Raw genomic sequence first — 1153 nt, 5'->3', positions numbered from 1 at the left:
CTTACATCGTGGACCCGTTTGGAAAAAGCTCGCATGTACCCTACTACTGCCGTAACACTATTTTCACCACGATGAGTGGCGTCGTTATTTTTACTTTAGGCTTAGTAATTTACGTTTCTTTTTGATGCTTTTCTAGGCACAAAATGACTTTAGAATGGATTAATGCGAAAGCAATTAAAAAAGTGTGAGTAACGGCTGCAAACTATTGATTTCAATGTCAGGTAACGTACGTGTTCTTGAATGATTAATGACATTTTTATTCATATCATTAAACCAACATGCGGCAAAACCCGCTAACTTTGCACCATGTACATCCGTCGTGAGGTGGTCACCAACATGCAGAATGTTTTCGGCAGGTAAATCGAGAAACTGCTGCGCTTTGACAAACAAATCGGCAGCAGGCTTGGCGAGACCGTCAGGGCCCGCTTTTAATACGCATTGGAAGTATGGCGTCAAACCGATTTTATCTAAGTCGACATTACCATTGGTGATCGCCACCAGAGGAATGCGTTCTCCCAACTCCGCCAATACATCGAGACTTTGCTGCGGCACGTCAAACTGACTGCGCCATTCCAACGCCAGTTGCACGCCCTCTTCCGCTGCAACTTGAGCTTGCGCTTCATCGTAGCCAACCGATAGAAAAGCATGCTTTAGCTGCACTAGGCGCCAAAGCGTCACATCGCTTTTGAGATCAGGACTTTGCTGGAGCACATGTTTTTTTACCTGCAACCAATCGGCCTTTTCCATGTGCGCCACTGCAGGATGCGTTTGTTGCAACCAGGTCAGTAACTCGCGCTCCATACGGACAATCACTGGATGGTTGTCATACAGCGTGTCATCTAGATCGAATGTCATGGCCTTAATCGGCTCGATACGGCGGTAAAATTTCATGCTTTGGCTCACTCCCCGTTCTTTTTGCGGGCTCGTGGGTGGGCTTGGTCATACGCTTGCGCTAGATGCTGGAAATCCAAGTGTGTGTAGATTTGGGTCGTCGATATGTTCTCGTGACCTAAAAGCTCTTGCACCGCACGTAAGTTGTTGCTCGACTCCAGCATGTGCGTGGCAAATGAGTGACGCAATTTATGTGGGCTAATGTGGCTGGCTACAGACTGTTTTTGTCCCCACTCGGCCATGCGTTTTTGCACGCTACGGT

2 protein-coding genes are annotated in these 1153 nt (G+C 47.4%); both read right to left on the bottom strand.

What is annotated here, in order from left to right; genetic code table 11:
* Nucleotides 1-174 precede the first annotated feature (174 nt).
* Nucleotides 175-891, bottom strand: coding sequence for a 5-amino-6-(5-phospho-D-ribitylamino)uracil phosphatase YigB (yigB, locus tag R7070_RS26075; protein ID WP_025793470.1), 717 nt, complete (start codon nucleotides 889-891; stop codon nucleotides 175-177).
* A gap of 8 nt (nucleotides 892-899) precedes the next feature.
* Nucleotides 900-1153 (bottom strand): tyrosine-type recombinase/integrase (locus R7070_RS26070; RefSeq protein ID WP_318141497.1); only part of this gene is annotated, 254 nt, incomplete at its 5' end.

It is taken from the genome of Vibrio sp. 1557 (assembly GCF_033340175.1).
Taxonomy (GTDB): domain Bacteria; phylum Pseudomonadota; class Gammaproteobacteria; order Enterobacterales; family Vibrionaceae; genus Vibrio; species Vibrio alginolyticus.
The sequence above is the reverse complement of the archived record's forward strand: the minus strand, read 5'-3'. Positions and strand labels throughout refer to the sequence as shown.

Bases quoted from the DNA above. Each gene is read 5' to 3' on its own strand.
- yigB (WP_025793470.1), bottom strand. From the start codon at position 891: ATGAAATTTTACCGCCGTATCGAGCCGATTAAGGCCATGACATTCGAT.